The sequence below is a fragment of the Providencia sp. genome (assembly GCF_003533305.1).
Classification (GTDB): domain Bacteria; phylum Pseudomonadota; class Gammaproteobacteria; order Enterobacterales; family Enterobacteriaceae; genus Providencia.
Genome location: NZ_DOEH01000021.1, coordinates 128,341 through 154,149, shown reverse-complemented (window position 1 = coordinate 154,149; position 25,809 = coordinate 128,341). Strand labels below are relative to the sequence as shown.

Annotated in this window: 18 protein-coding genes; 9 read left to right on the top strand and 9 right to left on the bottom strand. The window is 40.0% G+C overall.

Annotated elements, in window-relative coordinates; all coding sequences use genetic code 11:
- The first annotated feature begins 14 nt into the window (after positions 1–14).
- From fabV to DD649_RS13180, 4 genes are all read left to right on the top strand, one after another.
- Positions 15–1,214 carry an enoyl-ACP reductase FabV gene (gene fabV / locus DD649_RS13195; protein WP_294107616.1) on the top strand — a complete coding sequence of 400 codons (1,200 nt, stop codon included), beginning with the start codon at positions 15–17 and terminating at the stop codon, positions 1,212–1,214.
- A gap of 429 nt (positions 1,215–1,643) precedes the next feature.
- A complete protein-coding gene (locus DD649_RS13190) occupies positions 1,644–2,579 on the top strand; it encodes a substrate-binding domain-containing protein (RefSeq protein WP_294107613.1) in 936 nt (311 codons plus the stop codon).
- A gap of 56 nt (positions 2,580–2,635) precedes the next feature.
- A complete protein-coding gene (locus DD649_RS13185; RefSeq protein WP_294107611.1) occupies positions 2,636–4,192 on the top strand; it encodes a sugar ABC transporter ATP-binding protein in 1,557 nt (518 codons plus the stop codon).
- A gap of 11 nt (positions 4,193–4,203) precedes the next feature.
- On the top strand, positions 4,204–5,223 hold the full coding sequence (locus DD649_RS13180) for an ABC transporter permease (protein WP_294107609.1): 1,020 nt from the start codon (positions 4,204–4,206) through the stop codon (positions 5,221–5,223).
- A gap of 149 nt (positions 5,224–5,372) precedes the next feature.
- Here DD649_RS13180 and DD649_RS13175 read toward each other — a convergent pair whose 3' ends face one another.
- From DD649_RS13175 to DD649_RS13155, 5 genes are all read right to left on the bottom strand, one after another.
- Entirely contained in the window at positions 5,373–6,323 is a 951-nt protein-coding gene (locus DD649_RS13175; protein ID WP_294107607.1) for a DUF1177 domain-containing protein, read from the bottom strand.
- Positions 6,323–7,048: a dipeptidase PepE gene (gene pepE, locus DD649_RS13170; RefSeq protein ID WP_294107604.1), complete on the bottom strand. Its 726-nt coding sequence runs from the start codon at positions 7,046–7,048 to the stop codon at positions 6,323–6,325. Before pepE ends, DD649_RS13175 begins: the two co-directional genes overlap by 1 nt.
- The gene (locus tag DD649_RS13165; protein ID WP_336430835.1) at positions 7,045–8,244 is read right to left on the bottom strand and encodes an aminotransferase class V-fold PLP-dependent enzyme; all 1,200 of its coding nucleotides are present in this window, start codon (positions 8,242–8,244) and stop codon (positions 7,045–7,047) included. Before DD649_RS13165 ends, pepE begins: the two co-directional genes overlap by 4 nt.
- Positions 8,245–8,268: 24 nt before the next feature.
- A complete protein-coding gene (locus tag DD649_RS13160) occupies positions 8,269–9,897 on the bottom strand; it encodes an OPT/YSL family transporter (protein WP_294107600.1) in 1,629 nt (542 codons plus the stop codon).
- A gap of 76 nt (positions 9,898–9,973) precedes the next feature.
- Positions 9,974–10,687: an IclR family transcriptional regulator C-terminal domain-containing protein gene (locus DD649_RS13155; protein WP_294107598.1), complete on the bottom strand. Its 714-nt coding sequence runs from the start codon at positions 10,685–10,687 to the stop codon at positions 9,974–9,976.
- A gap of 380 nt (positions 10,688–11,067) precedes the next feature.
- Here DD649_RS13155 and DD649_RS13150 point away from each other — a divergent pair, with 380 nt between their 5' ends.
- Positions 11,068–12,270 carry a nicotinamide mononucleotide deamidase-related protein YfaY gene (locus DD649_RS13150; RefSeq protein WP_294107597.1) on the top strand — a complete coding sequence of 401 codons (1,203 nt, stop codon included), beginning with the start codon at positions 11,068–11,070 and terminating at the stop codon, positions 12,268–12,270.
- Between the two features lie 48 nt (positions 12,271–12,318).
- Here DD649_RS13150 and malG read toward each other — a convergent pair whose 3' ends face one another.
- From malG to malE, 3 genes are all read right to left on the bottom strand, one after another.
- On the bottom strand, positions 12,319–13,209 hold the full coding sequence (gene malG, locus DD649_RS13145) for a maltose ABC transporter permease MalG (protein WP_294107596.1): 891 nt from the start codon (positions 13,207–13,209) through the stop codon (positions 12,319–12,321).
- A 12-nt stretch (positions 13,210–13,221) separates the two neighbouring features.
- On the bottom strand, positions 13,222–14,760 hold the full coding sequence (gene malF / locus DD649_RS13140; protein ID WP_294107594.1) for a maltose ABC transporter permease MalF: 1,539 nt from the start codon (positions 14,758–14,760) through the stop codon (positions 13,222–13,224).
- A gap of 70 nt (positions 14,761–14,830) precedes the next feature.
- Positions 14,831–16,021: a maltose/maltodextrin ABC transporter substrate-binding protein MalE gene (gene malE, locus DD649_RS13135; RefSeq protein ID WP_294107592.1), complete on the bottom strand. Its 1,191-nt coding sequence runs from the start codon at positions 16,019–16,021 to the stop codon at positions 14,831–14,833.
- A 369-nt stretch (positions 16,022–16,390) separates the two neighbouring features.
- On the opposite strand from malE, the gene malK reads away from it, so the two are divergent.
- From malK to malM, 3 genes are all read left to right on the top strand, one after another.
- Positions 16,391–17,500, top strand: a complete 1,110-nt coding sequence (gene malK, locus DD649_RS13130) for a maltose/maltodextrin ABC transporter ATP-binding protein MalK (protein WP_294107590.1) — start codon at positions 16,391–16,393, stop codon at positions 17,498–17,500.
- 43 nt (positions 17,501–17,543) lie between these two features.
- Positions 17,544–18,845 carry a maltoporin gene (locus DD649_RS13125; RefSeq protein ID WP_294107588.1) on the top strand — a complete coding sequence of 434 codons (1,302 nt, stop codon included), beginning with the start codon at positions 17,544–17,546 and terminating at the stop codon, positions 18,843–18,845.
- A 103-nt stretch (positions 18,846–18,948) separates the two neighbouring features.
- Positions 18,949–19,860 (top strand): maltose operon protein MalM, encoded by a 912-nt coding sequence (gene malM / locus DD649_RS13120; protein ID WP_336430858.1) that lies wholly within the window; start codon positions 18,949–18,951, stop codon positions 19,858–19,860.
- Positions 19,861–20,110: 250 nt separating this feature from the next.
- Here the strand turns inward: malM and malT are convergent, their stop codons facing one another.
- A complete protein-coding gene (gene malT, locus DD649_RS13115) occupies positions 20,111–22,819 on the bottom strand; it encodes an HTH-type transcriptional regulator MalT (protein ID WP_294107874.1) in 2,709 nt (902 codons plus the stop codon).
- 581 nt (positions 22,820–23,400) lie between these two features.
- Here malT and malP point away from each other — a divergent pair.
- The gene (malP, locus tag DD649_RS13110) at positions 23,401–25,803 is read left to right on the top strand and encodes a maltodextrin phosphorylase (protein WP_294107586.1); all 2,403 of its coding nucleotides are present in this window, start codon (positions 23,401–23,403) and stop codon (positions 25,801–25,803) included.
- Positions 25,804–25,809: the final 6 nt, after the last annotated feature.

The following is a 25,809-nucleotide window of genomic DNA, read 5'->3' as shown; positions in this document are numbered from 1 at the left end:
AAGAAAGAATAACTATGATTATTAAACCTAAAATTCGTGGCTTTATCTGCACTACAGCTCATCCGGCCGGTTGCGAAGCCAACGTTCGTGAACAAATCGCTTATGTTAAATCTCGTGGCGAATTAAAAAATGGTCCTAAAAAGGTCTTGGTTATTGGGGCATCTACTGGTTACGGTTTAGCCTCTCGTATCAATGCTGCTTTTGGCAGCGGTGCGGCAACTATCGGTGTGTTTTTTGAAAAACCTGGCAGTGAAAATAAAACAGGATCTGCGGGTTGGTATAACTCTGCTGGTTTTGATAAAGCGGCTAAAGAAGAAGGTTTGTACGCAAAAAGTATTAACGGCGATGCATTCTCTGATGAATGCCGTAAAACCGTTATTGATCTGATTAAACAAGACCTAGGTCAAATTGATTTAGTTATTTATTCTCTTGCCTCTCCAGTACGTAAAATGCCAGAAACGGGTGAATTGGTACGCTCTGCGTTGAAACCGATTGGCGAACCCTACAAATCGGTTGCCCTCGATACGAATAAAGACGTATTAGTGGAAGCGGTTGTTGAACCTGCTAACGAACAAGAAATCGCTGATACAATTAAAGTTATGGGTGGTCAAGACTGGGAACTGTGGATGAATGCTTTAGATGAAGCAGGCGTTCTGGCAGATAACGCACAGTCTGTTGCCTATTCTTATATTGGAACCGATTTGACTTGGCCAATTTATTGGCACGGAACTTTAGGTAAGGCGAAAGAAGATTTGGATCGCGCCGCTCATGCTATCAATGAGAAAATGAAAGCAAAAGGTGGCTCAGCTTATGTTGCCGTGCTGAAATCTGTAGTCACTCAAGCATCTTCTGCTATTCCAGTTATGCCTTTGTATATCTCTATTGTGTTTAAAATCATGAAAGAGCAAGGCATTCACGAGGGTTGTATTGAGCAAATCCAGCGCTTGTTCTCGACTAAGCTATATAGTGGCGCTATGCCGGATACTGACGAGCAACATCGTCTACGTTTAGATGATTGGGAATTGCGTGATGATGTCCAAGAGACATGTCGCGAAATTTGGAAACAAATTAATGATAACAACATTAACGAATTAACTGATTATCAAGGTTATAAGGCTGAGTTCCTGCGCCTGTTTGGCTTTGGTCTACAGGGTGTTGATTATGATGCCGATTTAAGCGGTGAAGCTAAGTTTGAAGTGATTGAATTAGTTTAAACGCCAAAATACGATGAGTTAGTTTGATGAGAAACCCGCCTAAAGTGCGGGTTTTTTTGTGTCTAAATAAAATCAATAAGTCAGTTTCAATAGGGCATTTTTCTTTATCTATCTTATTAAGCTAATGAAATAAATATTTCTTAATCATTAGATAAAGGAACTTTAATCGATATTTATAATTAATCATTTCATTACATTTTTCCTCATAGGCCAGTGAGATATAGCAAAATATAAAGATGGAGTGTGATCTCTATTACGCTAATCATTGCTCTACAGTTAAATTTCGTTAACCACACAACAAAAATAAAATTTTCATATAAAAAATTATGGAATATATATTTCATTAATGTATATCTATGTTATCGACATGTTATTTATGTTGATGGAATGAAAACACAACATGCATTCATAATCAGTGGGAAAAGTGAAATGAAAAAGATAATGAGATTGACCGCGCTGGTTGCTGTATTGGGTTTTTCTAACCCAATGATGGCAAAAGAAGAGCAAATTGTATTTAGTTTACCAACGCTATCTACGCCATTTGAAGTTCACATGCAAAAATCAGCGGTAAAAACAGCAAAAGAGCAGAATGTTAATATTCAAGTGTTAGATGGTCAGGGAAGTTCTCCTAAACAAGTTGCCGATATTGAAAACGCCATTACACGGGGTGCTCAAGGTTTTATTGTTTCGCCAAATGATGTTAATGCCATCGCTGATGCCGTGATAGAAATTCAAAATGCAGGCCTGCCTGTTGTAACCCTTGATCGCACGATTAATGCAGAAAAAGCGGTTCCACATTTTGGTGCCAATAACTATAAAGGTGGCTATGCCATTGCGGAATATGTGAAACAGCAATTTCCAGATGGTGCTGATTTGATTTTAATTACAGGGCAACCGGGTTCTTCTTCGAATATTGAACGCACGAAAGGTATTCGCGATAGTTTGAAAGAAGGCGGTAGTAAATATCGTTTAGTTGCCGATCAAAATGGTAACTGGATGCGTGCAGAAGGAATGCGGATCGTTGAAAGTTTGCTGCCATCATTGCCGAAAAAGCCAGATGTTATTTTATCTGCAAATGATGATATGGCGCTGGGTGCTATCGAGGCATTAAAAGCACAAGGTTTGAAACCCGGTGAAATTATGGTGACGGGTTTTGATGCAAGTCCTGAAGCATTAAGTCGCATTCAAGATGGTTGGTTGTCCGTTACGGCAGATCAGCGTGCCGGTTATGCAGTGAAAACAGCAATGGGACAATTGGTTGATAATATTCGAGATAAAAAAGCCATTACAGGTGCAGACTACCCTCCGGCAGTAATTAGCAAAGCCAATATTGACCAAGCTGAACGTATTGGCGAATTAAAATAAAACAGTGCCTTTTATTCGGGGCTCTTTGAGCCCTGTTTTCCTGAAAAGGAGTTTTTATGTCTGAGCCGCTACTTAAAATTACCAATCTGACCAAAAGTTTTTCCGGTATATGGGCACTGAGTGATGCACAAATGACCGTGATGCAAGGAGAAGTTCATGCCTTATTAGGGGAAAATGGCGCGGGTAAATCCACATTTCTAAAAGCGTTAGCGGGCGCTCAACCGCAAACAAGTGGTGACATTTGGTTTAATGGTGAAATGCTTGGTGGGAATGATTCGCCTGTATTTCGTCAACAAAAAGGCATTATCACTATTTATCAAGAGTTTAATTTACTGCCGAATATGACTGTTGCGGAAAATATGTTTCTCGGTCGCGAAGCGCTTAATATGAAGTGGATGGTCAATGAACGCGTAGTAAATCAAGAAGCTAAAGCCGTATTGGATTATCTACAATTATCTATCTCACCGACCACGCAAGTTGCAAGGTTGAGTGTTGCTCAGCAGCAAATGATTGAAATTGCTCGTGCATTAACGCTCAATGCCAAATTAATTGTGATGGATGAGCCTTCTGCGGCACTGAGTGATATTGAAGTAGAAAGTTTGCATAGAGTTGTTCGCGAATTAAAAAATCGGGGTGTGAGTGTGATTTATGTGACACATCGATTACATGAAGTTTTTCAAATTTGTGACAAATTTACGGTATTTCAAGATGGGCGCTATACCGGTTCAGGGGAAGTCGAAAAAACCACAGTTCAAGACATTATTCGCATGATGGTGGGACGCAATGTGATTTTTGAAAGAAGACCTTATAGCGAAACTTATCATCGTGATAAACCTGTTCGTTTTTCGGTGAATGGACTGTGTAAAGAGAAACCACCTCTCGATCCGCACGGCATTGCGCTTCACGATATTCATTTTGAAGTCCATGAAGGTGAGATTTTAGGAATTGCCGGCTTAATGGGGGCGGGCAGAACTGAAATCGCTCGGTGCATATTTGGTGCAGATAAATATGCTAAAGGTGAGTTTACCCTTGATGGACAGTCTTATCAGCCGATTAATCCGATGGATGCCCTTGAGAAAGGGATTGCTTTAGTGCCAGAGGATAGAAAAAAAGAAGGCGCAGCGCTTGGGTTGTCAATTCGTTACAACCTGTCGTTATCAGGGCTCGGAAACCTAATGAAAATGGGGTGGATGGTTGATATTCGTAAAGAAAATGATTTGATTGAGAGCTATCGGCAAGCACTGCAAATTAAAATGGTTAATAGTGAACAAGAAGTACGCAAACTTTCAGGTGGTAATCAACAAAAAGTGATATTGGCACGTTGTATGGCGATGAACCCTAAAATATTAATTGTTGATGAGCCAACTCGAGGAATTGATGTGGGGACTAAGTCTGAAGTACATCAAGTTATTTTTGAGATGGCAAAAAAAGGCGTTGCAGTGATTGTCATTTCATCTGATTTACCTGAAGTAATGGCGATTTCTGATCGTATCATCACTATTAGCGAAGGTCGTTTAACGGGTGAAATTCAAGGAGATGATGCAACGGAAGAGAAATTAATGACCATGATGGCAATTTGCCATCACAGTTTGCAAGCAAGCGCTGCCGTATAAGAGAGGCTTTTATGTCACAACAACAATCAGCTGCGGCAGTTGGCCGTAAAAAAATTGATTTTATCGCCTTTTTTGAGCGTTTTGGCGTATTGATTTTCATGGTGTTATTGATTTTATTTTTTCAAACGCAAAACAGTAATTTTATTAGTGAGCGAAATGTCACCAATATTCTGACCGAAGTGTCTATTTACGGCATTATGGCGGTGGGCATGACATTAGTTATTTTAACCGCTGGAATTGATTTATCCGTAGGCTCAATACTTGCCGTCTGTGCAATGACCGCCGCTTTTGTGATTAAAGGCGATAATCTTGTCGGTATTGACCCAGCAGCATGGGGCGGCATGAGTTGGCTAGTGGGACTTGTGATTTGCTTAGCGGTCGGTACCTTTATCGGTTTTCTACATGGTCTCGGTGTGACGCGTTTAAATATTCCTCCTTTTATTGTCACACTTGGCGGTATGACAATTTGGCGTGGTGTGACTTTAGTGATCAATGATGGCGCACCTATTTCAGGTTTCGACGCAGGATATCGCTGGTGGGGTAGAGGTGAGCTACTTGGTGTTTCTATTCCTATCTGGATTTTTGCTATTGTTGCTGTGATTGGCTTCTTTGCATTGCATAAAAGTCGTTGGGGGCGTTTTGTTTATGCTGTCGGCAGTAACCGCGAACCTGCTCGACTTGCTGGTGTGAATGTTAATCGAGTTTTAGTAAGTGTGTATGTGGTTATTGGTTGCTTGGCGGGTCTTGCCGGCTTTATTTTAAGTGCTCGCTTAGGCAGCGCAGAAGCAGTAGCAGGTTTTACCTTTGAGCTTCGAGTCATTGCATCGGTTGTTATTGGTGGAACATCATTGATGGGCGGTTATGGACGAATCGGTGGTACTGTTATTGGTTCGATTATTATGGGGCTACTCATTAATGGGCTAGTGTTAATGAATGTCTCAGCCTACTATCAACAAATTATTACAGGCTTAATTATTATTCTAGCTGTCGCTTTTGATACTTATGCTAAGAATCGTCGTGGCGCAAATTAGTTTATTATTTCAAAGATAAAATAAAACGCCTTTCTATTATTGGTTATAGCGAGGCGTTTTTTATTGGATATTATTTTTAAATTATACTTTTTTTCTAAAACGGTTTAATCACAAAAAATTTCAGGAATAACAATGAATTAAACTATTATTTATTTTGTTCCCTGAATTTGAGCTAAAGAGCCATAGAGGTTATACAGGGCATCATATTCATCTTGTTGATAAAACTTGATTTTATTCCAACAAAATTGTTTAGCAACTTCAACGGCAAAACGAGTTGCATCAATAAGTTCATTTTCATAACTTGCCCCAGTTTCAGAGCCGGGAACAATGGTATTCGCCGTGATTGCGAGTCCCACGACCGGAGCATCCGTTGCAACATGAGGCTGCATGATGGAGTTAAAGTGATAGACACCGTTATCGTAGGGTGAAATATCTTGTGTGGTAATTGGGAAGGTTTTAGCCATGTTTCCTGTTGCATACTCTAATAAACGCACTAAATCAGGGGCAACGCGCAAAATATAGCCTTGCTTTGCGGTGGGGGAAATGGCAATTCCTCTGTGCTTGATTATGCTGTTACCTTTAGAGGTATCGATAGATAAAATAGCATCCATTTGGGCATCGACTTCATATTGATTCATGGTGGTTGATGATACAGGCATGCCCATAAAATCTACCGGCTCGTGAGGGGTAATTGAAACATGGGTGGCAATATGCGTGGTGATAATAACATCACCCTTTAGTCGACTTCCGGTTGAGGCCATTTCTAATAACTTCATCGCACTTGCGAAAGCCACTATGGAGCCATCGGCGTCTGACACTAAACCAATACGGTTTGGTTGAGCTTGTTGTGCACCTAAACGACCAATAATACCTAATGTGGGATAGTGACCGCCTTGTGATTTTCCATCAGTGCCAGGAATAATAACTTTAATAAAGTCACAAAGTTGGCTGGTATCTTCAGGCTCTTCATAATGAACAGAATTGAGGATGATTTCAGCATTCGGTGGGCTGACTGATTTTAATATATTAACAATTTTTTGCCCATTAATATGTGGATTATCGAGTAGTTCATAGAATTGACTGACATATTTTAATGACATTATTCAACTCCTTTTATCATATTTAATGGAAATTGCTGATTGGTTTTTATTTCATCTATCTGATTTGGTGCTTTAAACCATAAGGCATTTTTATCACCTAAAACAGTTGCCTGATTATTTTCAATTAACAATGCAGTGCCTTCATATAAAGCGAGCAATTCTTCATTCGGATTTAATGTCAAAAATTCATTTAAGCGCTCCTCACGACTTTCTCCATTATGGCCTACTGGTTTTCCTGAAATAAAATGTGGATTAATTTGGAATGGAGTAAGATTTAGTGCACGAAATGATGGTGGTTGTACAATTGGCATGTCATTAGTTGTTCGTATGCTTGGCGTTGCAATGTTACTGCCTGCACTCCAACCTATATAGGGTAAATTATCGTGTTTGACGCGCTGTGATATTAAATCAATTAATTGTGCATCATAAAGGCGTTTTAACAGTGCAAAGGTATTACCACCACCGACAGCAATAGCTTGAGCTTGATTAACCGCGGCAATAGGATCGCTGAAATGATGAATAGATTTAAGCGTATAGCCAAGAGATTCAAAAACCGGTTGAACAATTTTTTCGAACTCATCAAAACTAAATGAAACAGCAGCATAAGGAATAAATAATATTTCTTGGTGTTTATGCTGTAATAAACGATGAATTTGTTCATGAGCATGGGATAAATAACCTTGTTGGCCCATACGTGAGCTACTCATTAATAATGCATTTGTCATTTTTTATACTCCATAATGATTTCATGAATACAATTAACTAATTGGTCAATTTCTGACTCTTGATTAAAATAATGTAGCGAAAGTCGTGCCATTTTTTCAATTTGATAAAATTGTAAAATAGCAGTTGCCATAAAATGACCTGATTCAATAATGATATTTTTAGCTTCTAGTGTTTGCATTAAGATGTCAGAAGATATTCCTTTAATATTAAATGGGATAATACCAAGACGTTGATGGCTATTTGTTGGGCCATATATTGCGATATTAGGTATTGACGATAATTTGCTCATCGCATATTCAGTTAATTGGCGGTTACGTATTTCAATCTGCGTCATCCCAATATTGAGTGCATAATCTAATGCTGCATCGAGGCTGATAATGGCTGGGATGTTAGGGCAACCTGCTTCGAATCGTTTGGCGGTGATGGGTAATGTGATATCTCCAGAGTTTGCATCAACATTACAATTCCACCAGCCAGCTAACATCGGTGTAAGAGTGGGTATTAATGCGTTGCGTACATAAAGAATACCAATTCCCTCAATTGTTCTTAATCCTTTACGACCACAAGACGATAAAAAATCACACTGCCACTCTTGTACGTTAATGCTATACATGCCAAGGGCTTGAGATGCGCTAACGTGGGTGAGAACACCATGTTGTTTTGCTATCTCACAAATTGACTGAACGGGTTGTACGACACCTGTAATATTTGATAGGGCAACAAAGCTCACTAATTTTGTTTTTGAAGTTATGGCTTGTTCAATAGTTTTAGGTGAGATGACACCTTGGTTATCTGCTTTAACTGTTACTATTTTTATGCCTTTTTCTTTGGCTAAAAGCTGCCAGATCGCTATGTTACTGAGCATTTCGGTATCAGGCAGAATCACTTCATCACCGGAGTGCCAAGAAATTCCTCGGGCAACTAAACAAATGGATTCAGTACCATTTTTTGTAAATGCGATTTCAGTTTCATCGGCACCGATAAACTGAGCCAGTTTACGACGACAGTTTTCTACACGTTGATAGGTTTCTTTGCGAAAACTAGGTAAATAAATTCCTCGTTCGGCAGTTTTATTCAAATATGTTTTAACCGCATCAATAACTGGTTTTGGTGGTGGTGCCGCAGCACCTGTATCAAAATAAGCATAATGCTGGGAAACTAATGTATCTTGGTAGACTTGTTGCCATATATTCATGATTATTGTTTTCCTAGTGCAAAACTAGCGAGCTAACAGTGAAAGCAATTTTGCTTTGATTGTCGGTAGAAAGGCTTTTGCTGTAGAGTAAAGGGCATCACCGGCAATGAGTCCGCCCGCAAAAGTCGAAATTTTGTCTGAACTGACATTAAAGAAACGGGCCACAATGATGCGTATAGCTAAAGCAACTAATACGGTCCAGCCTGCAATCGGGTAGTTAATCATTAGGCCTGTAGAGAACAGCACTCCAATTTGATGTTTGGCGCCGCCAATAAGTTGAATGATTGCCCCAGGAACAGCCCATAGAAGTAGCATCATGGCAACTTCTGATGAGCTACCTGCTTGGATTGTTGCCGCGTATAAACGTGAGGCAGGTACAATTTTATCTTGTTCAAAATAGAAATCGTAAGTTAATGCAACGACCACTAAGGCACAGAAAAAACCGACGATAGCAGCAAAATATTGTTGTTTTCGCCCATAAATTTCAGCACTTGGATTTTTACCATAGCCTCGGATCATAAATCCGGTTTTAAGGTCAAAGCCCATATCTGCAAACGCAGGTCCAGTTGCGACACAAAATCCAACTAAAACAGCAAGTGCTTCAGGTGGAAAACCTAATAACACACCAATCATGAGGGAAATTAAAGCAGCCGCTGTGGCAGGGAACCAGCCGGAATGCATCGCAGCCATACCAACTATCATTTCTTGAACTAATGCCGTTAAAGTCGCAAAAATCAAGAAACCAATTAATTGCGGTAATGTCATCGTGACAAATATCTGGCTAATAAAAGTTAGCGTGAGCGCAGTGAGAAAATAAAAGAAAGCGCCTTTAAGGAGTGTTTTTTTAATTCGGCTACTGCTTTGAGCTAATTCATCACTTTCTTCAATTTGTTGGTTATCATCTTTCTTTTTACGAAAAACAATAAAACCAATTTGTATTAATGCCACGATGCCCGCACCAATCATGACACCGTGAGGTACATAGTGTTCATATAAGTTATAGGGAATTAAGCCAGACTCAGAAAAACCACGAATAAGTAGACCTATTGCAAACATGAATAAAGCGAAAATACTGCCAATTAAGGCAATACCTGCGGATGCCATTGGAATTCCGAATCCGGCACCAACGGCGCCAAAGGTGAAGCCGGCAAGCAATGCACCTAGTCGTTTTCCACCTTTATTACCTGCCCATAAGGTTTCGGCTGTTGCAACGCCTGCGGGCCATGATGCGCTGGCAGGGTACGCTTTGGTATTAAACAAGCCATACAAAATAGTACCGTCAATAATGATTGCCATAAATGCGCCAGCCATCATTGGCCAAATTAAATCAGGCATTCCAAGCACCCAAGGCACTCCAATCGCAATCATTAACCCATTGGCGGCTGCAAAAGTAGCGGCTGAAATACTGGTTTGAATTAAATTTTGTGCGTCTATAAATCGAAATGATGAAAATATAGAGATGGGAATACGAGATAATAAAATGGCTAATACGGCACCAATAATTGAGGTATTAGCTGATATCCCGAGTGTGACGATAATTTGGATACCGATAATGGCACCCACAAAAGATAATATAATTATTGCGATAAATAATGGTGGTGAAAATATAGATACACGTACCTCTGTATCATTTTTATGTTGAGATACATTCATAGAGATTACCTATTTTTTATATTTTAATATATATCCATCGTATATTTTCGATGGTTTATTTAGCCATAAACAACAATTAAAATATGGCGGATAGCTGGGATGCTGTAGATTTTAATAATGGATAATATTCAGTTAAATCTTTACTTTGGCTTGATGCTGCAATACATAACGAACCTAATACCCCTTTCTCAAATGAGAAAATAGGAACAGACAAACCTTGAGTTCCTGCAAGGTAAGCTTCTTTCGAATAGGCATAACCTTCATTTGCATAATGTTGTAATTTAGTTTTTAAAATTAAGTCATCCTGTAAATTATGTCTTATCAAATAGTCTTGAATATATAATGTATTCATAGAACCAAGAATTACTTGAGTAAAAGGTGCTTCATGAAGTGATAATGCTTCACCTTCAGTTGATGTAAAACGAATAAAATGGTCACTTTCTAAAATAAAATTACAAATAGCGATATCATCATATCGCCGATATATAAATACAGTTTCATGCGTTTTTTCTGATAAAGGGCGTAGATAGTCAGTAGCTAATTGTGAAAATTGGCGCGTATTATTAGCTAGGTGACCTAATTCAATACAACGTAAACCTAGTAGATATTCTTTATTTTTATTTTTTTGTAAAAAGCCTTGTTCTTCTAAAATATTAAAGCCGCGCTGAACAACAGAAGGGCTCTTATCTATGTATCGAGCTAATTCACGCACACCCCAAACGGGTTTTTTTAATGAAAAATAATTAAGTAGTAATAAAACAAATCCTGCTGATTGTAGTCGATTATTCATGATGCCCCCTGAATGCAAAGGTAATAAGTAAAATGGGATTATTGTTATATTCACTGTTCCCTTATAAGGAACAGTGTTCCATTTCGTAATATGACTATATTTAGATGAATTGATTGATAAAGTAAATGAGTTATTGCATTTTTGTTAAACTGGTCACTGAATTGATTTTAAAATTTTAGGGATAGATATTAATTAAATATTAAGATATTGATTTTTAAGCTTTTATTTGTTTTTTCGTCTGTTCCTACTAGCGAAACAGTTGCTCAGTAACTGCGTTTTACTTATTTGGCGATTATTTATTATGTTTAAATATTGATTTTAGTGATGGTGATAATGGGGTAGTTTAGTTAAATAGTGAATGGATAAGCCAAGGATGCGTAATGTTAGTTGTTGAGATGCTAAGTACCGGTGATGAAGTGCTACATGGGCAGATTATAGATACAAATGCTGCATGGCTTGCAGATTGCTTTTTCCAGCAAGGTCTTCCTTTAAGTTGCCGAACAACCGTTGGTGATGAACTAGCCCATTTAGTTGAAATATTTCTTGAGCGTAGTCTCCACGCAGATATTTTAATTGTAAATGGTGGGCTTGGGCCGACGAGTGATGATTTAAGTGCATTAGCTGCCGCAAAAGCGGCAGGTGTGCCACTAGTCGAGCATTCTGAGTGGATTGACGTTATGGAGCGCTACTTCGTTGCTCGCGGGCGGGTAATGCCTGAAACGAATAGAAAGCAGGCGCTATTACCTGAAAATGCAGAGCTCATCGATAATCCTGTGGGTACTGCTTGCGGGTTTTCTGTCGAGATCAATGGCTGTTTGCTATTTTTTACTCCGGGCGTACCTTCTGAATTCAAAGTAATGATTAACCAACAGATCCTACCTCGTTTACAACAACGTTTTACATTACCTGAGCCTCCAATTTGCTTACGATTAACCAGTTTTGGTCGCAGCGAAAGCAGTTTAGCAAAGCAGTTTGATAGCCTAACTCATCCTCAAAATTGTGTTTTGGGGTATCGCTCTTCAATGCCGATTATAGAGTTAAAACTTACAGGTCCTGCGTCAATGCGTGATGAGATGGAAGCCCATTGGCAAGTGATTAAACAAGGGGTTGGCGATAATCTTGTTTTTGAAGGAACCGAAGGTTTACCGAGTGCGATTAGCCGAAAATTGCGTGAAAAACAGCTACAAGTGGCAGTGAGTGAACAATTTAGTGCAGGCTTATTGAGTTGGATATTACGTTCAGTTGATGGACTATTTACGCCAAGCGAAGTGGTTGAGCGAGACGCTCAACAAACGCTGCAACAGCTTGCCGAACAGGCAAAGCAGATATCAGCTCAGCAAAATGTCGCTATTGGATTAGCAATAGGGTGTTTTGACGATGGACAATTGGCTTTAGCGCTGCATACGCCAAATAAAAGTTACGCCCAGCGAGTGCAGTATTTACCAACTAATCATAGCCTAAAAGAGAAACAAGACGTCAGTGTAATGTTGATGTTAGATATGCTGTCACGTTGGCTAAATCAACGGGATGTGATAGGACAATATGAGTGGTTGGTACAATCAGAAACTTGGGTAAGTGAGTAATTTTTGTTGCTCCCCTTTGGTTGATAAGGGGAGCAATCATTGCCAGTTTTAGCCTTTTACGCCACCTGCGGTTAATCCATTAACCAGCCAGCGTTGTGCTAGTAAAAATACAATAGTAATTGGAATTGCGGATAACACTGCTGCGGCAGCAAAATCACCCCATAGGTAATTTTGTGGATTAAGATATTGCTGCATACCCACCGCTAAGGTATAGCTTTCGACATCACGCAGTAGTAATGACGCAACGGGTACTTCAGTAATAGCGGCAATAAAAGACAGAATAAAAACCACGGCTAAAATAGGGACTGATAGCGGTAGTAAAACCAGTCTGAATGCCTGCCAAGGTGTAGCACCATCTAATGCTGCGGCTTCTTCTAGTGAGCCATCAATCGTTTCGAAATAACCTTTAATCGTCCATACATGGAGTGCAATCCCGCCTAAATAAGCGAAAATGACACCGCCGTGGGTATTCAACCCGATCATCGGTATATATTGGCCTAACCTATCAAATAAGGCATAAAGGGCAACTAGTGAAAGGACGGCAGGGAACATTTGAAAAATTAACATTCCTTTCAATAAAGTCGTTTTTCCTTTGAATTTCATCCGCGCAAAAGCATAGGCGCAAGTTGTTGAAAGCACAACAATACCTAAGGCTGTCATTCCAGCCACTTTGATTGAATTCCATAACCACAATAAAACAGGGAAAGGTGGTGGGGTAACTCGACCATCAGCGTGTTCAACACTCAGGCCCAAGGCAAGCCGCCAGTGATCCCATGAGATATGCTCTGGAATTAGGCTACCCGTTGCGAAATTGCCGGGACGCAGTGAAATGGTAATGACCATCAGCAATGGAAACATAATAGCGGCAATAAAACTTAAAAGTAGCAAGTGTGTAAGAATGATGCGCCATTTCTGTGATTTTGATTGAACCATCGACATAAGGGTTCTCCGTTAGTCAAATTTCATGCGTGTTGCTTTGAGATTTACAATTGCAAGGACGCCGACTAACAAGAAAATCAACGTTGCAATCGCGGCTGCTAAACCAAATTCTTGTCCACCGCCGCCTTCAAATGCGATGCGATAAGTGTAGCTGACGAGTAAGTCTGTATAGCCCGCAGGGGTGGTGGTGCCTATTCGGTCAGGTCCGCCATTAGTTAATAATTGAATTAAAACAAAATTATTAAAATTGAATGCGAAGCTGGCTATCATTAATGGTGTTAATGGTTTGATTAACAAAGGTAATGTGATGTAAAAGAAATTTTGGAAGGGACCAGACCCATCCATAGCCGAAGCCTCATATAAATCTTCAGGTATAGCTTTTAATAATCCCATGCAGAGGATCATCATATAGGGGTAGCCTAGCCATGTATTGACAATAATAATCATTAGTTTTGCCGTATTGGGATCGCTAAACCATGCAGGTTTAATACCAAATAGGGTGCTCAAAACCATGTTTATTTCACCGAAACTTTGGTTAAACAATCCTTTGAATATTAAGATGGAAATAAAGGCTGGGACTGCATACGGTAGAATTAATAATAGTCGGTATGCGGCTTTGCCCTTCAATTGCTCCCATTGAACAACGCAAGCCAATATCATGCCAACGGCAACGGTTAATATGACAGTTAAGACCGAAAAAATGACGGTCCAGATGAAAATGGCAATAAACGGTTTTTGAATGCCTTCATCGGTAAAAACACGGGTAAAGTTATCCCAATTAACCGTAACGGTATAACCTGGACTTAGTTTTTCGCCGCTCCATTCACCTTGATTATCAATGGACTCATAAAAACCAATTTGATTATTGGCTTGATAATGAATGCCTGTTTTATTATTGGTTAACGTGCCATTACTGGCTAAGGTATAAAGTGGCTGAGTGCGAGAAAATTGACGTAATGAACTGATAATGAGTTTATTGCCATCAGGTAAAACTGCGGTGATCCCGCCCAATTTTTGGCGATTTTGCGTGATAGCTTTCAGGTTAGCGAGTTCACCGTGGGGGATTATCTTGGTTAACTCCATAGGTAATTGCTGTTCACCACCCAATGAAAAGGCAGGGGAGACAAAAAGCTGCTCGCCATCTTTTAGTGTGAGTTGCCATTTATCCTGTTGCTGGTAGAGATTAAAATTAAGCGCGTTTCCTGTTTGAAAAGTACGGTCAAGTAACACTTCCTGTACGCGTTCAAAGGTTAATTGATTGGTGCTACTGTAGTTGGTAAAAGCGATGGCGATGGTGGCGATTAATGGAAATAAAACAAATAAACCCATTCCCGCAAGGCCCGGGTAAACATATCGCCAGGCATAGGTGCGGCGATTAGCAAAAATATATAAACCCAAAGAGCTTAATGTCAGGGTTAATATGGCAAACAGGTATTCCCCTTGAGCATACATTAAAACCACGAGGTAGCAGGTTAGCAGGCCTAATGCAGTCATAACAGGCCATTTCAATATATTGCTGCGCCACCAACGGGGCTGTTTTACTACATCCATGAAGTTTGTCCTCGACAATGGAATGCATCGCATCGCCCCACTTCTTTAAGTAGGGCTTTTTTGAGGCAAATTATTTAACAATCCGTTTATGTGCATCATTTAGTGCATCGCTGACACTTTGACGCTCAGAAGTCGCGTTAAGTGTTGCGGTGCGCACGGCATACCAAAAAGCAGACATTTGCGGGACGTTTGGCATAATTTCACCATTACGTGCATTTTGCATGGTTGCAGCAATACGCGGGTCTGTTTCTAGTTTTTCTTGATAAGATTTTAGTGCGACGGCGCCCAGTGGTTTATCTTTATTGACGGTATCTAAGCCTTCATCGGTAATTAAATAATTCTCAATAAACTCTTTGGCTAACTCTTTATTTGGGCTTGCTGCATTAATCCCCGCACTTAGCACACCGACAAAGGGTTTTGATGGTTTACCATTAAATGTCGGAAGCGTAGTAACACCATAATTTACCTTACTTTTATCGATGTTTCCCCATGCCCATGGGCCATTAATGGTCATCGCGGTATCGCCTTTATTAAAAGCGGCTTCGGAGATTGAATAGTCAGTATCTGGATTGATATGTTTATTTTTTATCATATCTACGAGGAATGTGAGTCCCGCAATTGATCCTGCATTATTGACTCCCACATCTTTGATGTCATATTTTCCATTAGTGGATTTAAACGCATATCCACCATCTGCTGCAATTAATGGCCAAGTAAAATAAGGCTCTTGCAAATTAAACATTAATGCGCTTTTACCTTTACTGCGTAACTCCTTATCTAAAGCCGGTATTTCTTCCCATGTTTTAGGTGGATTAGGTAGTAAATCTTTATTATAAATCAGAGATAAAGACTCAATGGCGATAGGATAAGCGATTAATTTACCGTCAAAAACCGTGGCATCCCACGCAAAATCGAATACTTTATCTTTAAAAACTTGGTCTGGGGTTATCTCGGCGAGCAAACCTGATTGTGCATAACCGCCAAAACGGTCATGTGCCCAAAGAATAATATCTGGACCATCTCCTGTTGCCGCAACCATAGGAAATTTTTCTTCTAATTTATCAGGATGTTCAACGCTAACTTTAATGCCAGTGCTTTCTTCAAATTTCTGACCAATTTCTGCTAAACCGTTATAGCCTTTATCGCCATTAACCCAGATAACCAGTTTACCTTCTTCAATCTTTGCCAATGCTGCTGTGGAAAACATGGCTGTTATTAATGTGGAAAGCACAAGTAGGCGAGTGCTAATTGTTATTTTCATATTCCCGTCCTGTCGTTGAGATAGAGAAATTGAGATAAAGAAAAATACAGTCCCAAGTTTGCGTGGTAAACGCTAAATTCTCATCATCCTCAGCTCTACGCCTCCACGATTATCATTGTGATCCCGATTACATTATTTTTATTTATGTAATCGAGATCACGCCCAAAGGGATTGATTATCGCTATCGGCCGATTGAAAAATGTGACCTTGATTAACTATTCATTATTTTACCGCTAATTTTATCCTTCTCTCTTCTCCCACCGTAAAAAAAGTGTCATGGATGATTTATCGCTTTTAACAATCCGTTATAGTCCTGTCCAATGAAAAATACTTGTTTGCAAACAGTACGATGTAATAAGGAATAGCAGTATGGCGAATGTGCAGTTACGGAACGTAACAAAAGCTTGGGGTGATGTGGTGGTATTGAAAAATATCAATCTTGACATCCATGAAGGTGAATTTGTGGTCTTTGTTGGGCCGTCGGGTTGTGGTAAATCGACCCTACTACGCATGATTGCGGGGCTTGAAGATATCACGAATGGTGAATTATTCATTGGTGATAGAAAAATGAATGAAGTACCGCCTGCCGAACGTGGTGTGGGCATGGTGTTTCAATCATATGCACTTTACCCACATCTGAGTGTTGCTGAAAATATGTCATTTGGTTTGAAACTCGCTGGGGTTAAAAAAACGATTCGAGATCAGCGGGTTAATCAGGTGGCTGAAGTTTTACAACTGGCACATTTACTTGAACGCCGTCCTAAAGCTTTGTCGGGGGGACAGCGTCAAAGAGTTGCTATTGGTCGAACGCTGGTGGCGGAACCTGAAGTTTTTCTGTTGGATGAACCGCTTTCTAACTTAGATGCAGGCTTGCGAGTACAGATGCGGATAGAAATTTCGCGCCTACATAAACGACTTAAGCGCACCATGATTTATGTGACTCATGATCAAGTTGAAGCCATGACTCTTGCCAATAAAATTGTGGTGTTAGATGCAGGAAGGGTTGCGCAAGTCGGTAAGCCATTAGAGCTCTATCATTATCCCGCAGATAGGTTTGTCGCTGGGTTTATTGGCTCGCCTAAAATGAATTTTCTGCCCGTTAAAGTGACCGCTGTTGCGGTAGAGCAAGTACAAGTCGAATTACCTAATAATCAAAAAATTTGGTTACCAGTAGACAGCACTGACGTACAGGTTGGTACGCGAATGTCTTTAGGTATTCGTCCTGAACATTTGTTACCTAGCCATATTGCTAGCATTGTTTTAGAGGGCATTGTGCAAGTTGTTGAACAACTCGGCAATGAAACTCAAATCTATATTCAAATCCCTGCTATTTCTCAAAATTTAGTTTATCGGCAAAACGATATCGTTTTGATTGAGGAGGGAGCCACATTCGCCATTGGGCTACCACCGGAGCGTTGTCATCTGTTTAGAGAAGATGGCACCGCATGTCGTCGGTTGCATAAAGAACAAGGCGTTTAATCATATCAATAGATAATAAAAAACGACTTTAGGAGAATTAACGATGAGAACTTTGCGTAAGCATTCGTTAGCGATAGCTATTATGGCAGCAGTCGCGCCAATGCAGGTGTTGGCGGTAGATTTTCATGGCTATGCACGTTCAGGTATTGGTTGGACGGGAAGTGGTGGAGAACAAAAATGTTTTCAACTAACAGGGGCACAGAGTAAGTACCGTTTAGGTAACGAATGTGAAACTTACGCGGAGTTAAAACTAGGTCAAGAAGTGTGGAAAGAAGGGGATAAAAGCTTTTACTTTGATACGAATGTGGCTTATTCAGTTTCTCAACAAAATGACTGGGAAAGCACAAATCCTGCATTTCGTGAAGTTTTTGCTCAAGGAAATAACTTGATAGATAGTTTGCCAGGCGCCGATATTTGGGCAGGTAAACGGTTTTATAAACGTCATGATATCCATATGATTGACTTCTATTATTGGGATATTTCAGGGCCGGGTACTGGGATTGATGATATCGATCTTGGATTTGGTAAATTATCGCTTGCTGCAACTCGCGCTTCAGAAACTGGTGGTTCTTATAACTTCATTAGTAATCAACAACGTAAATATGCGGATCGTACCGCAAATGATACTTACGATGTGCGGTTATCTAATTTAGAAGTGAATCCGGGGGGCGTGCTAGAGCTAGGACTCGATTACGGTCGAGCAAATCCATCAGATGGTTATCATTTAGAAAATGATGCGTCTAAAAATGGTTGGATGATGACGGCAGAGCATACGCAGAGTGTTTTAAATGGTTTTAATAAATTTGCGGTGCAATATGCAACGGATGCGATGACTTCTCAAGGCAAAGGGGTTGCTCAGGGAAGTAGCATTAATAATGACGGAAAATTATGGCGGTTTATTGACCATGGTGGAATTTCATTAGGTGATAAATGGGATCTAATGTACGTGGGAATGTATCAAAAATTAGATCTTGATAATAACAAGGGCACTGACTGGTGGACGGTGGGTATTCGGCCTATGTACAAGTGGACACCGATTATGAGCACCGTATTTGAGCTTGGCTACGATAATGTTAAATCACAAGAAGTGAGCGCCACTAACAATCAATATAAAATAACGTTAGCGCAGCAGTGGCAAGCGGGAGACAGTATTTGGTCACGTCCTGCTATTCGTTTCTTTGTTACTTATGCTAAATGGGATGAAAGTTGGGGCTATGGCAAAAATAGTAATGGTGACCTGATGAATAATGCCTTTAAAGATAGTAGCGGTAAGGGAGTCTTAACCAATAGCCGTGGTGATAACGATGAGTTTAGCTATGGTGCACAAATGGAAATTTGGTGGTAATGGCTGTAGGGGAGAGGTGACTCTTCCCAAGTTATTATATTGATGAGGTTACAGGTTTTGCATCATCACCTGTTCACCACAAGGCTCAACTAACATAATAAGCATATATATGAAAAAGAAACTATTGGCATTGTGTTTAAGTGTGGGGTTATTGGCGAGTATTCCGGCTGTGAGTCTGGCTGATGTTAACATCGTACCTCAAGACCTTTCTTCAGCACCGAATATTGCAGCCTCACAGCTCAAGCAGATTTCATGGTTACCCGTTAATTCGACAGAAAAACAAACAGTTGTATTAGATAAAAATAGTCAAATAGTGAATTTTGGTGATATTCAAGGTCCTATTGCTGCTTTTAGTGTACCTGCCAATATTGGCGAGTTGACCATAAATTTAACTAGTGAAATAACGAAAAATAGGGTCTATTCACCCAATGTATTGGTTTTTGATCAAGATATGACGCCGTTTGCCTATTTTCCGAGTCAGTATTTTGAGTATCAAGCCCCAGGTATAATGGTGGCGGATAGTTTGAGGGGAACCATTAAGTTAACGCCTGCGTTAGGGCAAAAACAACTGTATTTATTGGTTTTTACCAAAACAAGTGATTTGGCTAAAACAACGACTCAGTTAGATCCTGCAAAGGCTTATGCGAAAGGTGCAGGTAATGCCATTCCAGATATTCCAGACCCGATAGCGAAACATGTTACTGATGGTAAAGTCACCTTGGAGGTAGCTTCAAATTCAAGCTCAAGTGTGCTTGTGGGGGCATTGTTCGGCTCACCAACGGTTTCACCTATCACCGTGGGTGATACGGTATCAGTGAATAATGCACCTATTGCTCAAAGTAAACCAAAACCTATTTTGGCGGGTACTGAAGATTACTTTAATCAAGCCATTACACAGGCAATCGGTAAAGGTGATATTGACGGGGCATTAAAATTGTTAGATGAAGCAGAACGGCTAGGTTCAACAACTGCGCGCAGTACCTTTGTTCAAAAAGTGAAAGGCAACCAACCTTGATTGAGTGATATCTCGTTATTATGTTCTATGTCATTAATTTGCACATTTTATATTATGTTAGTTAAGCATTTTTTAGATCATTTGATCTTCGTTTAAAATGTTGCGAAATCCGGTATTGAATTTTCAATATCGGATTTTTTTATTGCTTGCTATAGAAAGGTAATCAAATGGCTTCCCGATAAACCTGTATTAACATTAAATTATGAGACAGGTTTATCGTTTGGTTTATATGATAGGTTCTATTTACTGGCTAAATCGCATTATAGCCCATTGTCTGTAGTAATTGGCGCGCGAGCGTGACCGCTTCTTGACGATGTAGTACGCCGAGTTTTTGATATAAATTGCGGATATGTGTTTTTATTGTGGTTGAAGCGACGTTAAATTCACTCGCGATTTGCACATTGCTATAACCCGAGTAAATCAGTCCTAAAACTTGCCATTCACGCTGTGTCAGAGGACTAATCCTAATAAGTTCAGGAACTTGAGGGTGATTGAGCAGCTTGTTTACAAAACTCTCATCGAAATGAGCAAATTTGTGACGATGATGCTGATTAATCTCACGTAAAATATGCTGCGCCCGATGTTTTTCTAATTCCGAAAGTACGTTGAGTTGCAAAATTAAACGCAGTTGTTGAGCCATTGGCTCGCCTTCAATGACAAAATAACTGAGAAATCCAGTTCTTCCCGCTAAATTTAAGGCTTCTATTAATGCATTTTGCGCTTCAATTTTATTATCTTGTTGCCAGTAAAGTTGGTTCAGCAACAAGAGATTACGATTTAAATCACTGATTAATTCTAACTTGCGTGCGTTATTATTGAGGTCTATAAGAATGCGGTGTGCTTGCTGATATTCACCTAGCAATATTTGAGCGCGCGCAATATTACGCCATTGACGCTGTAAAAAATGGTTGCTAGCAAGAACCGGTTCTGGCGTTTGTTGCAGCCAACTTTGCGCTGATGCTTTATCGTTGGTTAATTGCCAATAGATAGCACGTACTTCATCTGCATTTGAAACCCAATCGTCATGATAACTGCCATTACTCAATAAATTTTCTACTTGATGTAAATAGCTGCGCGCATTATCAATATCACCTCGCACAAGGGCGTTAAGAACCACGAGCACTAAACATTGCAGTTGTTGTTGTGGTTGGTAGCTTGAAAGCACTTGAATACCTTGGCGTGCGGCGCTTTCTGATTCATCAAGTCGTCCCCAAGCCCACATAAGTTGCGCTCGAATACGCAGTAGAAACTCATGCATTGGCAATTGTTCCAAATGCTGTTCATGGATTAAGGTTATGGCTTTTTCTTGAATGTCATTTGCGGCTTGTAAAAAACCACGAGCAAATAGTATTTCGCTTTGCTGGATCATACTCCAGAGCGCGTAATGCCAAGCGCTATGGCGATATGCCATGGTTTCTATTTCTTGCATTATACTGAGCGATTTCTGTAAGTTACCGGAGCAATGGTGAACTTCACCTAAAACAGATGTCGCAATAATATGCCCATAATAATTCGCAATAGGCAGGTTTTTGATGGCTGAATTGGCTAACTGTTCTGCTTCTAAAGGATTGCCATTATTGATGGCAACTTGGGCTCGTAAGGCATCAAATTCACCACGCAAAGCACCGTCTAATTGCTGCGTCATCTCTTGTTCTGCACGGTCTAACAGTGTATTGACCTCTCTATAGCGATGCTGACTTTGCATCAGCCAAGCCTGTAAGAGTATTAGTTTTGGGTTTTCAAGTAGCATATCCCAAGGTAAGGCTTTTAGTGAGTCTTCAAGAAGTAATAACTCACTTTGATGAAACAGTTCCCATGCATGCTGTAGCAAAATATCACGCAACATTAATGGGTTTTCTGCGGCTAGCGCATGATGTATGGCTTCACTTGGAAATCCTTGAGCCATCCATTCCTGTGCCGCGGCATGATGCAAATGTGGAAGTTCGATAGCTAATTCCCACTGACATCTTTGACGTAGAAAACTGGCAAAAAGAGGGTGATAACTAAACCATTCACCACTGTCGTCCATGCGCTGTAAAAATAACCCTTGGCGTTCAATTTCTTCGAGTCGCATTTGTCCGTTATCGACGCCAGATACACGGACAATCAGCAGGTCGTTCATTGAGCGTAATAACGAGCTGGTTAATAGAAGGCGTCGTGTACTGCTATCGACATTATTCAGCACTTCTTCCACCAGATAATCACTTAAATGACTTAGATTTATCCCTGAAAGCCGTCGAGCAGATTGTTTAGCGGCATGGGTATTTTGCTTGGCTGAAAGTGCAATTAATTGCAATGCGGTTACCCAACCTGCGACATCATCACATAATTTTTGACACTCTATGATATCAAGAGGAGTATCTAAGCGGTTTTCAAAAAACTGTTTGGTTTCTCCATGGGTAAAAGCTAATTGCTGGCTATCAATTTCTAATAGTTGTTCTTGGACGCGTAAGCTGGCGATACCTAATTGTGGAATATTGCGAGAAGAAATGACCAGTGTTAGGTTATCAGGGTGATGCTTTAAGAAAAAGCGCATAGCATCATGAATTTCAGGGTTAGAGATCAGATGATAATCATCAATAAATAACCATAAAGGCTGTTGCCATTGCGCTAATTCGATAAATAACAGCGAAAAAAGAGAGCTCAAGTTGGCATACTGGCGTTTTTGCGCCATCGTCTCACTTTTTGCACAGCTGCCTTGAGTGGCTTGTTGAATCGCGGTAATTAAATAATTGGCAAAACGTTCAGATAAATTATCCCCTTCATCAAGGGTATACCAACCTATGTGATCTTTGTCGGCAGCCCATTGAGAAAGGAGTGTTGTTTTGCCGTAACCGGCAGGGCTAGTCACTAAGACAAGGCGGTAGTTTGTCGCTGTACCGAGTGTGTCGAGTAAGCGATCGCGAATTACTGTATTTTTATGACGAATAGGCCGACTTAACTTCGAAGGTATTAGCATATTCAATGAAGTAACCATACAAAAAGGCACTCCTAAACGATATTTAGAAATAAATTGTTACATAACTTCTATTAGATTATCAATTTATGCAAGCATGTCATGTTTTTAGTCCTAACAAAGTTGCGCTTTATCACAGTTTTAATACGAATGCTGAGTTTGAGTAAGGAAGGGCACTTAAAGAAACACTTAATAAACAAATTGTTGGCTTAAAATTTTATTTTTATATTAAGTAAATAGGTTTAATTACATATTAAATATTGATGGATTTCGTTTAATCTACCGGTGATGGTTTTAATTTATTGATATTGGCTTGCTCGTATTTAGTCTGGTTTTTATGTTATTACTTTTTGCTAAAAGATTAAAATGAATCGTTAATTGAAAATAGATAAATCGATAATATTATTATTTGAAACTTTATTTTTAACTCACTGTTTTTTATAAATTTAAAATCAAGATACCTCTCGATATTTCTCCGCCTCCGTTCTCCTCCTTGCTTAATTTTCTTGGGGATGAGGAAGCTTATCTATTGGCTCTGCATACTAATCAAATATGATTACACAACCAGTGGAGCTCTCTTTTCTATGTCACATTTTACTTTTGATAAAAAACAGTTTCAGGCGGCGTTGAATAGGCAATGGCAGCATTTTGGTTTAGCTGCGGCACAAGAAATGACGTCTCACCAATGGTGGCAGGCCGTTAGTGGCGCGATGGCGGAATTATTGGCTGCGCATCCTAAAAAAGTATTATCACCCACATTGCGCCATGTTAATTATATCTCTATGGAATTTTTAATTGGTCGTTTAACCGGTAATAACTTATTGAATCTAGGTTGGTATCAAGGCGTTGCCGATTTACTGAAAGAATATGACCTTGAATTAAGCGACTTACTCGAAGAAGAGATTGATCCGGCATTAGGCAATGGTGGGTTAGGGCGTTTAGCGGCGTGTTTTCTTGATTCAATGGCAACCGTAGAGCAACCTGCGATGGGTTATGGTTTAAATTACCAATATGGCTTATTCAGACAGTCATTTGCAGAGGGACATCAGGTAGAGAGCCCTGATAATTGGCATCGTGAAAGCTATCCTTGGTTTACACATAATAGCGCGTTAGATGTTCGAGTTGGTCTTGGTGGTAAGCTAGTTAAAGAAAGTAACCAGCAACGTTGGGAACCTGAATTTTTCATCAGAGGAGAAGCTTGGGATTTACCTGTTTTGGGCTACCAAAATAATGTCACGCAACCGTTACGTTTGTGGCAGGCACAACATGATAATCCATTTGATTTCTCTTTGTTTAATGAAGGCGAATTCTTAAAGGCCGAACAAATTGGAGTCGATGCGGAAAAATTAACTAAAGTGCTGTATCCGAACGATCATCATTTATCCGGAAAACAGTTACGCCTAATGCAGCAATATTTCCAATGTGCTTGTTCTATAGCGGATATTTTACGTCGTCATCACCTGGCTGAGCGCCCATTGAGCGTATTGGCTGATTACGAAGTTATTCAATTAAATGATACTCACCCCACTATTGCTATTCCTGAAATGATGCGAGTGCTGATTGATGAACATCAGCTCGATTGGGATAGTGCATGGCATATTACGAGTCAGACCTTCGCCTATACCAACCATACTTTATTGCAGGAGGGCTTAGAGCGTTGGGATGAAGAAATCGTTCAGCAGTTACTGCCACGCCATATGCAGATTATCAATACAATTAATCAAAACTTTAAAAAAATCGTTGAACAAAAATGGCCTAAAGATAAAACGATTTGGCAAAAGGTTGCCGTGGTGTTTGACGGGGAAGTGCGTATGGCGAATTTATGTGTGGTGAGCTGTTTTGCCATAAATGGCGTCGCGGCACTGCATTCAAAGCTTATCGTGACAGATTTATTTCCTGAATATAATCAATTGTGGCCAGAAAAATTCTTTAATGTCACTAATGGGGTTACACCGCGCCGCTGGATAAAACAATGTAATCCAGAATTAGCCACATTATTGGATAACACATTGAGTCATGAATGGGCGAATGATCTAGAGGCGATTAATGTACTTGAAGATTATGTTGATGATGAACAATTTTGTCAGCAATATCGAGCGATTAAACTCAATAATAAAGTGAAATTAGCGGCTTTTATTAAGGCTCGTACGGGTATTGTGATTAATCCGCTAGCGATGTTTGATATTCAAATTAAACGACTTCACGAATACAAACGTCAGCACCTTAACTTACTGCATATTTTAGCGTTATATAAAGATATTCGTGAAAACCCAACTAAATCGCGGGTTCCTCGTGTGTTTTTATTTGGTGCAAAAGCGGCGCCCGGTTATTACCTTGCAAAAAATATTATTTATGCAATTAATCAAGTCGCACAGGCAATAAATAATGACCCGCGGGTAGGGGAGCTATTAAAAGTGGTATTCCTTCCTGATTACTGTGTTTCAGCGGCAGAAAAATTGATCCCTGCGGCGGATATCTCTGAGCAAATTTCGACCGCGGGTAAAGAGGCATCAGGTACCGGTAATATGAAATTAGCCTTAAATGGTGCGCTCACGGTGGGAACTTTAGATGGCGCAACCGTTGAAATTGCCGAACAAGTGGGTGAAGAAAATATCTTTATATTTGGTTTAACCGTTGATGAAGTTAAACAGCTAAAAGCACAGGGGTACAACCCAGAAGAATGGCGTAAAAAGAATGCAGTGTTGGACGCCATTTTAAAAGAGTTAGAAGACGGAACCTATAGTTATGGTGATAAAACCGCTTTTACAGATATTTTGCACAGTATAAGTAAGAAAGGGGGCGATCCCTATATGCTAATGGCTGATTTCGAAAGCTATGTTGTAGCACATCAACAAGCAGAAGATCTTTATCGAAACCAAGATGCATGGACGCGTACCGCAATTTTGAACACGGCGCGGTGTGGCATGTTTAGTTCAGACCGTACTATTGCTGACTATCAAACCCGCATTTGGCAAGCTAAGCGCTAGTCGAAG

What these genes read in the sequence shown, in the direction of transcription:
- malT (WP_294107874.1), bottom strand. Translation starts at nt 22,819, where the DNA reads ATGCTAATACCTTCGAAGTTAAGTCGGCCTATTCGTCATAAAAATACA.
- DD649_RS13175 (WP_294107607.1), bottom strand. Translation starts at nt 6,323, where the DNA reads ATGTCATTAAAATATGTCAGTCAATTCTATGAACTACTCGATAATCCA.
- DD649_RS13160 (WP_294107600.1), bottom strand. Translation starts at nt 9,897, where the DNA reads ATGAATGTATCTCAACATAAAAATGATACAGAGGTACGTGTATCTATA.
- fabV (WP_294107616.1), top strand. Translation starts at nt 15, where the DNA reads ATGATTATTAAACCTAAAATTCGTGGCTTTATCTGCACTACAGCTCAT.
- DD649_RS13190 (WP_294107613.1), top strand. Translation starts at nt 1,644, where the DNA reads ATGAAAAAGATAATGAGATTGACCGCGCTGGTTGCTGTATTGGGTTTT.
- malP (WP_294107586.1), top strand. Translation starts at nt 23,401, where the DNA reads ATGTCACATTTTACTTTTGATAAAAAACAGTTTCAGGCGGCGTTGAAT.
- malK (WP_294107590.1), top strand. Translation starts at nt 16,391, where the DNA reads ATGGCGAATGTGCAGTTACGGAACGTAACAAAAGCTTGGGGTGATGTG.
- DD649_RS13165 (WP_336430835.1), bottom strand. Translation starts at nt 8,244, where the DNA reads ATGAATATATGGCAACAAGTCTACCAAGATACATTAGTTTCCCAGCAT.
- malF (WP_294107594.1), bottom strand. Translation starts at nt 14,760, where the DNA reads ATGGATGTAGTAAAACAGCCCCGTTGGTGGCGCAGCAATATATTGAAA.
- malG (WP_294107596.1), bottom strand. Translation starts at nt 13,209, where the DNA reads ATGTCGATGGTTCAATCAAAATCACAGAAATGGCGCATCATTCTTACA.
- malE (WP_294107592.1), bottom strand. Translation starts at nt 16,021, where the DNA reads ATGAAAATAACAATTAGCACTCGCCTACTTGTGCTTTCCACATTAATA.
- DD649_RS13125 (WP_294107588.1), top strand. Translation starts at nt 17,544, where the DNA reads ATGAGAACTTTGCGTAAGCATTCGTTAGCGATAGCTATTATGGCAGCA.
- DD649_RS13180 (WP_294107609.1), top strand. Translation starts at nt 4,204, where the DNA reads ATGTCACAACAACAATCAGCTGCGGCAGTTGGCCGTAAAAAAATTGAT.
- DD649_RS13185 (WP_294107611.1), top strand. Translation starts at nt 2,636, where the DNA reads ATGTCTGAGCCGCTACTTAAAATTACCAATCTGACCAAAAGTTTTTCC.
- DD649_RS13150 (WP_294107597.1), top strand. Translation starts at nt 11,068, where the DNA reads ATGTTAGTTGTTGAGATGCTAAGTACCGGTGATGAAGTGCTACATGGG.
- DD649_RS13155 (WP_294107598.1), bottom strand. Translation starts at nt 10,687, where the DNA reads ATGAATAATCGACTACAATCAGCAGGATTTGTTTTATTACTACTTAAT.
- pepE (WP_294107604.1), bottom strand. Translation starts at nt 7,048, where the DNA reads ATGACAAATGCATTATTAATGAGTAGCTCACGTATGGGCCAACAAGGT.